7 protein-coding genes are annotated in these 8789 nt (G+C 33.0%); 3 read left to right on the forward strand and 4 right to left on the reverse strand.

Going from position 1 to position 8789, the window contains the following annotated elements:
* Positions 1 to 70: 70 nt before the first annotated feature.
* From HMPREF3267_RS09145 to HMPREF3267_RS09160, 4 genes are all read right to left on the reverse strand, one after another.
* Complete coding sequence (locus HMPREF3267_RS09145; protein ID WP_037544792.1) at positions 71 to 985, reverse strand: diacylglycerol/lipid kinase family protein; 915 nt, start codon at positions 983 to 985, stop codon at positions 71 to 73.
* A 327-nt stretch (positions 986 to 1312) separates the two neighbouring features.
* Entirely contained in the window at positions 1313 to 2818 is a 1506-nt protein-coding gene (locus tag HMPREF3267_RS09150) for a peptide MFS transporter (protein WP_037544790.1), read from the reverse strand.
* A gap of 284 nt (positions 2819 to 3102) precedes the next feature.
* Positions 3103 to 3603, reverse strand: coding sequence for a preQ(1) synthase (gene queF, locus HMPREF3267_RS09155; RefSeq protein ID WP_002479355.1), 501 nt, complete (start codon positions 3601 to 3603; stop codon positions 3103 to 3105).
* A gap of 12 nt (positions 3604 to 3615) precedes the next feature.
* Positions 3616 to 4485, reverse strand: a complete 870-nt coding sequence (locus HMPREF3267_RS09160) for a DMT family transporter (RefSeq protein ID WP_070823845.1) — start codon at positions 4483 to 4485, stop codon at positions 3616 to 3618.
* Positions 4486 to 5358: 873 nt separating this feature from the next.
* On the opposite strand from HMPREF3267_RS09160, the gene nrdI reads away from it, so the two are divergent.
* The 3 genes from nrdI to HMPREF3267_RS09175 form a co-directional block, all read left to right on the forward strand.
* Entirely contained in the window at positions 5359 to 5757 is a 399-nt protein-coding gene (gene nrdI, locus HMPREF3267_RS09165; RefSeq protein ID WP_002459743.1) for a class Ib ribonucleoside-diphosphate reductase assembly flavoprotein NrdI, read from the forward strand.
* Positions 5720 to 7825, forward strand: coding sequence for a class 1b ribonucleoside-diphosphate reductase subunit alpha (nrdE, locus tag HMPREF3267_RS09170; protein ID WP_002459742.1), 2106 nt, complete (start codon positions 5720 to 5722; stop codon positions 7823 to 7825). The genes nrdI and nrdE overlap by 38 nt, the downstream gene beginning before the upstream one ends.
* Positions 7826 to 8064: 239 nt before the next feature.
* Positions 8065 to 8789 (forward strand): ribonucleotide-diphosphate reductase subunit beta (locus HMPREF3267_RS09175; RefSeq protein ID WP_256323868.1); only part of this gene is annotated, 725 nt, incomplete at its 3' end.

Consider the following 8789-nt stretch of genomic DNA (forward strand, 5'->3'; position numbering starts at 1 on the left):
CGCCATAAATACTACGTATTAACATGTAATTTTAATCCTTTATATTTATGTCCCAAATTGTTTATCAATTTTATGTAGGGATGGTTAATAATTTTAATGCTTTGGGCAACACTTTAATATCAAGCGGCGCTTCTAGTCGAATTTCACCATCTATATCTACTTTCATGATCGGTTTTGTATCAATGCGAATATCCTTACCTGAGATATGGTCAATACCTTGAGTGATTTCATTCCAGTTCATGCTATCTCTTTTTTTGAAAATATCATTTAATATGCTGAAACTTTGCTCGTCAAAAATAAATGTATTCAATTTACCATCTTGTGGTGATAAATCTGTGAGCGGAATACGACTACCTCCAATATTAGGACCATTCGCAATAAGCAGCATTGAAGTATTGCCAGTTGTTTTTTCACCATCAATTGTTAAAGTAAAATCAAAGTTACTCGGATCCATTAATGTTTTTACGGTTGAACCGATATAACTTAATTTACCAAATATATCTTTCGCACCGTTTTGCACATTTTCTGCATTTTGCACAATCAAACCTAGCCCAACGAAATTAAGGGCGAATTCTTTATTCACTTGAATGACATCATACTGACCAATTTGTGCATATTTAAGTTGTTCACTAGCTTGTTTAAAGTTAGGATGAATGTTAAGCGTTTTTGTAAAATCATTAAACGTACCACCTGGGATAATACCAATAGGCAAATCTAGCTGATGTTTCATCACGCCGTTAACCATTTCATTAACGGTGCCATCCCCACCTAAAATAAATAAAATATCAATTTTTTGACCATAATCACCTTGCTTAATCTTCTGACAATATTTAATAATGTCTCCTTCGTTTTCACTCAATTGAATGGATAGCTGTTTACATATTGAACTTAATGCTTTTGTCACTTCACCTAAACCATTATATATATCCTTTAAACCACTGTGTTCATGATAAAATAATACGCCATGATTGTATTTGTCTGTCATAATTATGCCTTCTTTCTAAAAGGTATCACTTTACATACTTACCCTTAATTTTAAGATTTAGTGTATGGTAATACAAAAAATGTGAGAGCGGGACAGAATTCACTATAAATTCGTAGTCCCGCCCCGACAAGGTTGACTAGGATTGAAAAAAGCTTGGTATTAGCGTATTTTCAATCCAGTCAACTACTGTAAATATTTAATTCATAGTTTAAAACATAATTATATCCCAGGCTCTATAACTATAAAAAAATAGCTATGAAAAAATCTATCGTCATAGATTTCTTCATAGCTAATCTTAGTATGTTTTTACTTGTTATAAGAATGTGATTAATGAATACCTTTCATGGCTTTCTTAATGATTGGTGTGAAGGCAAGAACAATAAGCGTTACGACAACAGCAATACTACCGAGAAGGATAAAGTATGTAGTTTGACCTAAGTCATCAATATACTTCACGACTGTACCGTTAATTGCTTGCGCTGATGCATTAGTAAGCAACCACACGCTCATCATTTGTGCATTGAATGATTTTGGTGCGAGTTTAACAGCAGCACTGTTACCAGTAGGTGATAAACAAAGTTCCCCAACTACACAAATGACATAAGATAAAATAACCCAGTTGACACTAAATGTTGTTGATCCATAAGAAACGCCAATTAAGCCCATAATTAAATATGATAGTCCAGCTAAAAATGTACCAAGAGCGAATTTAACTGGCAATGAAGGTTGCTTTTTACCCATTTTCATCCACATTAATGAAATAAGTGGTGCAAATAATAGGATAAACAAAGGGTTAATAGATTGGAACCAAGCTTCTCCAAAACGAGTTGTCCAACCGAATATATTTAAATGCATATCTGATTTTTCTAGTCCGTAAATATTCAAGACATTAGAACCCTGTTCTTGAATAGACCAGAAAATCATACCTAGAATAAATAAAGGAATAAAGGCTTTCACACGTGAACGTTCAGTATCATCGACATCTTTACTGTATATCATAGTTGCAAAATAGATAATTGGTAAAACAATACCAAGTACGAGTACGGTATTACTTACTAAGTTAAATGACAATGTATTTGTCAAGTAAGTGACAACTAATACAGCTGTAATCACAGCAACTATAGCAACGATAATAAATGTGTATTTTTTCTTTTCTTCAGCAGTAAGCGGGTTAGTCGGTTGCATGCCGACTTGGCCTAATGTTTTACGGTTAAATAAAATATACCAAACTAATCCCAAAGCCATACCAATAGCTGCAATTAAGAAACCACCGTGGAAGTTATTCACATCTAAGAAATTTTGTAAAATAATAGGTGAGATGAGTGCGCCTAAGTTAACTGACATGTAGAAAATAACAAACCCAGCGTCAATTCGAACATCATTTTCTGGGTATAGACGACCAACAATATTTGAAATATTTGGTTTCATTAAGCCAGAACCAACAATAATAAAGAACATTGATGCAAATAATCCAAACATTTGGAAAGGTAAACTCAAACATACGTGACCTATAATAATTAAGACGGCGCCAATCAATGTCGCACCACGTGTTCCAGTGATACGGTCAGCAATCCAGGCACCTGGAATAGATGACATGTAAATTAATGCACCATATACGGACATAATAGACATGGCAGTTGCTTTATCAATGCCTAATCCGCCTTGATTGATAGCATAGTACATATAAAAAATAAGCATTGCACGCATGCCGTAGTAACTAAAACGTTCCCAAAACTCTACGAAGAACAATACGCCCAAGCCTTTAGGGTGTCCAAAGAAACCTTTCTGTGGAATTTTTTCAACTGCTAATTCATGGGAATTGTGTGATGCCATAACATCCCAACCTTTCTGTACTTTCAATTTGAAACTCAGTAAATAAATTTTACTATTCTGACAATTTATTAGCAATATTATTTTGAAATGCTTAAATATTAAGAATATTAAGTAAAATGTAATTCAATCAACATACGCAATGCTTACTGAATTTCAATGATATTAATAAAATACGCTTTTATTAATAAATATGCAAGAACATTTTGTAAAATATTTTGTAAATAAAAAAAGATCACCACTAAGTTGTCACAATTAGTGGTGATGGATAACTTTAAATAATCAAACTAGCGGTTGTCAATTTTTTCTGGATACATATCATGATTCATCAGACGATGTTCGGCCATGCGTGCATATTTAGTATCTGGACGACCATAATTTGTATATGGATCTATAGATATACCACCTCTAGGTGTAAATTTACCCCATACTTCAATATAGTGAGGATCCATTAACTCAATAAGATCGTTCATAATAATATTCATACAATCTTCATGAAAATCGCCGTGATTTCTAAAGCTAAACAAATATAGTTTTAGTGACTTTGACTCAACCATTTTAACATTCGGGATATATGAGATATAGATTGTAGCAAAGTCGGGTTGACCTGTGATAGGGCAGAGTGACGTAAATTCTGGACAGTTAAATTTAACGAAATAGTCTCTTCCTTGATGTTTGTTAACAAATGTTTCTAATACATCTGGACGGTAATCAAATTGATAATTGTTATTTTGGTTACCTAATAATGTAATGTCTTTCATTTCCTCTTCTTGACGTCCTTGAGTCATATTACCGCTCCTTTAATGTGATTGTTGTGTATTTGATTCACGTCGTGCTTGGTCAAACATATAGTAACTTGCACTAATGATAATAATATAGCCGACTATAGCATATATATCTGGTGTTTCGCCAAATAAAATAAAACCAAATAGTGCAGTAAAAATGATAGAAGCATACGTGAATATTGAAATATCTTTCGCCGCAGCAAAACTATAAGCTAATGTAATACCTATTTGACCTACAGCTGCTGCAAGCCCTGCACCTAAAAGATATAGTATTTGGGTTGTTGTCATTGGCTCAAATGTTGCGATGGAAAACGGGATCAACACAATCACGGAAAATAATGAAAAGTAAAAAACAATCGTGTAAGGTTGTTCACGTCTGCTTAGTGCGCGCACAAATGTATAAGCTGATGCAGCAAATATTCCTGAAAATAATCCTGCTAATGATGGAAGCATTGCAGAAGAAAATTCGGGCTTAACTATAAGCAACATACCCATAATGGCAATGATCATCGCAGATATTTGATATTTTCGCACTTTTTCATGTAAGAATAGTAAACTTAATAGGATAGTCCAAAATGGATTAAGTTTCATTAGTGTGTCGGCATCACTTAACACCATATGATCTATGGCAAAGATGTTGAGTAATACGCCAATCAACCCAAGGGTAGACCGTCCAATCAATAATGGTTGATTACGAAGTTTACCGAACATTGGCTGTTTATATTTATAAATAAAAAATAAGGGTATAAACATAGCAACAAAATTTCGTGCTAACGACTTTTGAAAGACAGGTAAATCACCGGCAAGTCTAAAAAAAACTGACATAAAACTAAAGCCAATAGCAGAAATGAGGATAGCAATAATACCTTTCACTTTTGGATTCACTGTTAATCGCCCCAATAATAAATTTTAACTTATATATGATAGCATAAAAAAGCAATCTATGCATTGGAACTTGAAATATATAATGCAATCGTTTATAATTAAAAAACGAACATACGTTCTATTTGGAAACAAATTAAATATCCGGAATATTTGTATAGAATTTTAAATTAAGATTGTATGCCATGTTTTTATATTTGAATTAATAGCTTCAAAAATGACGCCAACCCGGACGATAAAGCTATTTGAGAAAAATTTTATAAATGCAAGCATTAATGCTCACAAAAATGTAAAATATTTTTTTGAGCTATTTTAAACTTACAGTGACGCACGTTTATTCGAAATTCCGAACGTTAAGTAGCAATCTCAAACTTTTAATAATTAAGGATATTATGTATAATGAAACACAGAATGTTGTGTTGGATTTTGAAAACCAACACAATATATAGTGTTTACTTCTAAAATAGAATGCAATAAAAAAGTCAATATTTAAGCAAAATAACACTAAATAAGGCTAATTTCTCACCATATTCGTTATGCATTAGAGAAATTTTACTATTATACATATAGTTCGTTTTTGCTTTATACACAAGATGTAGTGTTTATATGAGGCATTGAACAACTATAAAATGGATGACTGACATAAATGATAGTCTAATGATGTTTCATCAGCACAGAAAAAATGAGCGATAGCGTTTAATTTGTTATGACGTATTTTAGAACATAACATGAATTTATACTAAACAACATAGTACGCAGTAACAAATGAACATGTTATAAACAACACGACACATATCCATGCAATACTAGTGCAATTCGGTTTCTAGCAAGAAATCTTTATTTTTTAATACAAGATTGATGAAAGAAGGCGATTAAATGAAAGTTATTTATTTTTCATTTTCAGGAAATGTTCAACGATTTATTAAAAGAACCGAATTATCAGATGTTATGGAAATAACAGAAGATAATTGTCAAGAAGAAGTAAATGAGCCTTATATCTTAGTAACAGGGACAATTGGCTTTGGTGAAGTGCCACAAGAAGTACAGCAATTTCTACAAGTCAATCATCAGCACTTGCAAGCAGTTGCTGCAAGCGGCAATCGCAACTGGGGACAAAACTTTGCGAAGGCTGGACAGACGATTTCTGAACAATATAACGTGCCATTACTAATGAAATTTGAGGTTCAAGGATCAAACAGTGACGTGAAAGAATTTAAGGACAAGGTGGGTCAATTTAATGAAAATTATGAACGAGAAAAAATACAATCATATTGAACTAAATAATGAAGTAACCAAACGTAAAGAGAGTGGTTTCTTTAATTTAGAGAAAGATCAAGAAGCATTAAAGGTTTATCTTGAAGAGATTCACGATAAAACAATTTACTTTGATGACGAAATTGAGCGCTTACATTATTTAGTAGACCATGATTTTTATTTTAATGTGTTCGATAAATATAGTGAGATAGACTTACGTGAGATAACTGATTTTGCCAAGTCAATTGAATTTAACTTTGCAAGTTATATGTCAGCAAGTAAGTTTTATAAAGATTACGCGTTAAAAACGAATGATAAATCACAATATTTGGAAGATTATAATCAGCACGTGACAATCGTAGCACTGTATTTAGCTAATGGTAATAAAGCACAAGCAAAACAATTTATCTCAGCCATGGTAGAACAACGTTATCAACCAGCGACGCCGACATTTTTAAACGCAGGTCGCGCTCGACGTGGTGAATTAGTCTCATGCTTTTTATTAGAAGTAGATGATAGTTTAAATTCTATTAACTTTATTGATTCAACAGCAAAACAATTAAGTAAAATCGGTGGCGGTGTAGCCATTAATTTATCTAAATTACGTGCTCGTGGTGAAGCAATTAAAGGAATTAAAGGTGTGGCTAAAGGGGTATTACCAGTCGCAAAATCACTAGAAGGTGGATTTAGTTATGCAGACCAACTAGGACAACGTCCAGGTGCAGGTGCTGTATATTTAAATATATTCCACTATGATGTTGAAGAATTTTTAGATACTAAAAAGGTTAATGCTGACGAGGATTTACGTCTATCAACGATTTCAACAGGCTTAATTGTGCCATCAAAATTCTTTGATTTAGCTAAAGAAGGAAAAGATTTTTATATGTTTGCGCCACACACAGTTAAACAAGAGTATGGTGTAACACTTGATGATATCGATTTAGAGCAGTATTACGATGATATGGTTGCCAATCCTAATATAATCAAGAAGAAAAAAGATGCACGTGAAATGTTGAATACAATTGCACAAACACAATTACAATCAGGTTATCCATATTTAATGTTTAAAGATAATGCGAACAAAGTACATGCTAATTCTAATATTGGTCAAATTAAAATGAGCAATCTGTGTACAGAAATTTTCCAATTACAAGAAACATCAATTATTAACGACTATGGTATTGATGATGAAATTAAACGTGATATCTCATGTAATTTAGGCTCTTTAAATATTGTTAATGTGATGGAGACAGGTAAGTTTAGAGATTCTGTATTTACAGGTATGGATGCGTTAACTGTTGTAAGTGATGAAGCGAATATTCAAAATGCACCAGGTGTGCGCAAAGCTAATAGTGAGTTACATTCAGTAGGTCTCGGTGTAATGAACCTACACGGTTATTTTGCAAAAAATAAAATTGGTTATGAGTCTGAAGAGGCAAAAGATTTTGCGAATGTCTTCTTTATGATGATGAACTATTATTCACTTGAGCGCTCAATGCAAATTGCTAAGGAACGTGGCCAAGTATATCAAGATTTTGAACAATCAGATTATGCAAATGGAAAATACTTTAGTTTTTACACGGCACAAGATATCACACCACGTTTCGCTAAAGTTCAACAGTTATTCGAAGGAATAGAAATTCCTACTGCTGAAGATTGGAAAGCTTTACAGCAACAAGTTGAAGCACATGGTTTATATCATGCTTATCGCTTAGCTATCGCACCGACACAAAGTATTTCATATGTACAGAATGCAACAAGCTCTGTTATGCCTATCGTTGATCAAATAGAACGCCGTACATATGGAAATGCTGAAACATTTTATCCTATGCCTTTCTTATCACCTGAAACAATGTGGTACTATAAATCAGCATTTAATACTGATCAAATGAAGTTAATCGATTTAATTGCAACAATTCAAACGCATATTGACCAAGGAATCTCAACAATTTTATATGTAAATTCAGAGATTTCTACACGTGAATTATCACGTCTATATGTGTATGCCCATTATAAAGGACTTAAATCGTTATATTACACACGTAACAAACTATTAAGTGTAGAAGAATGTACAAGCTGTGCAATTTAAACAATACACGTGACTCTGTTTAAAGAGAAAACCGGGGTCTTAGCAATGAGAAATGCAATCTGCATTTTAACGAGTAAAGCAAGCTGGACCCCATATAAAGTAATACAGTAAACAAGATAGGTTAGGTATGTCATCAATTCGCAAACGCTTTGCAGAAATGCTTTTGCTTTTTGTGCACATATACGCCAATTGTTAATATGAATGACTTATAAACAAACGATAGGAGGAATTATCATTATATGAAGGCAGTCAATTGGAATACACAAGAAGATATGACAAATATGTTTTGGCGTCAAAACATCTCACAAATGTGGGTGGAAACAGAGTTTAAAGTGTCAAAAGATATCGCAAGTTGGAAGACGTTAACGGATGATGAGAGAAATACATTTAAGAGAGCACTAGCTGGATTGACTGGACTAGACACACATCAAGCAGATGATGGTATGCCATTGATTATGCTACATACAACTGATTTACGTAAAAAAGCAGTTTATTCATTTATGGCCATGATGGAACAAATTCATGCTAAAAGCTACTCTCATATTTTTACGACGCTTTTGCCATCTAGTGAAACAAACTATTTATTAGATACATGGGTAATTGAAGAACCACACCTAAAATATAAAGCAGATAAAATTATCGAAAACTATCATAAGCTTTGGGGTAAAGAAGCTTCAATTTATGATCAATATATTGCTCGGGTATCAAGCGTATTTTTAGAGACATTCTTATTTTATTCTGGTTTTTACTACCCACTTTATCTTGCTGGACAAGGTAAAATGACAACGTCGGGCGAAATTATCCGTAAAATTCTTCTAGATGAATCAATTCATGGTGTCTTTACTGGTATTGATGCACAAAGTTTACGCAATGAATTATCTGAAAATGAAAAACAACGAGCGGATAAAGAAATGTATGTACTGTTAGAAGATTTATATAGTAATGAAGTCTCTTATACACATAT

The organism is Staphylococcus sp. HMSC62D11, from assembly GCF_001839145.1.
In the GTDB taxonomy this organism is placed as follows: Bacteria; Bacillota; Bacilli; order Staphylococcales; family Staphylococcaceae; genus Staphylococcus; species Staphylococcus lugdunensis.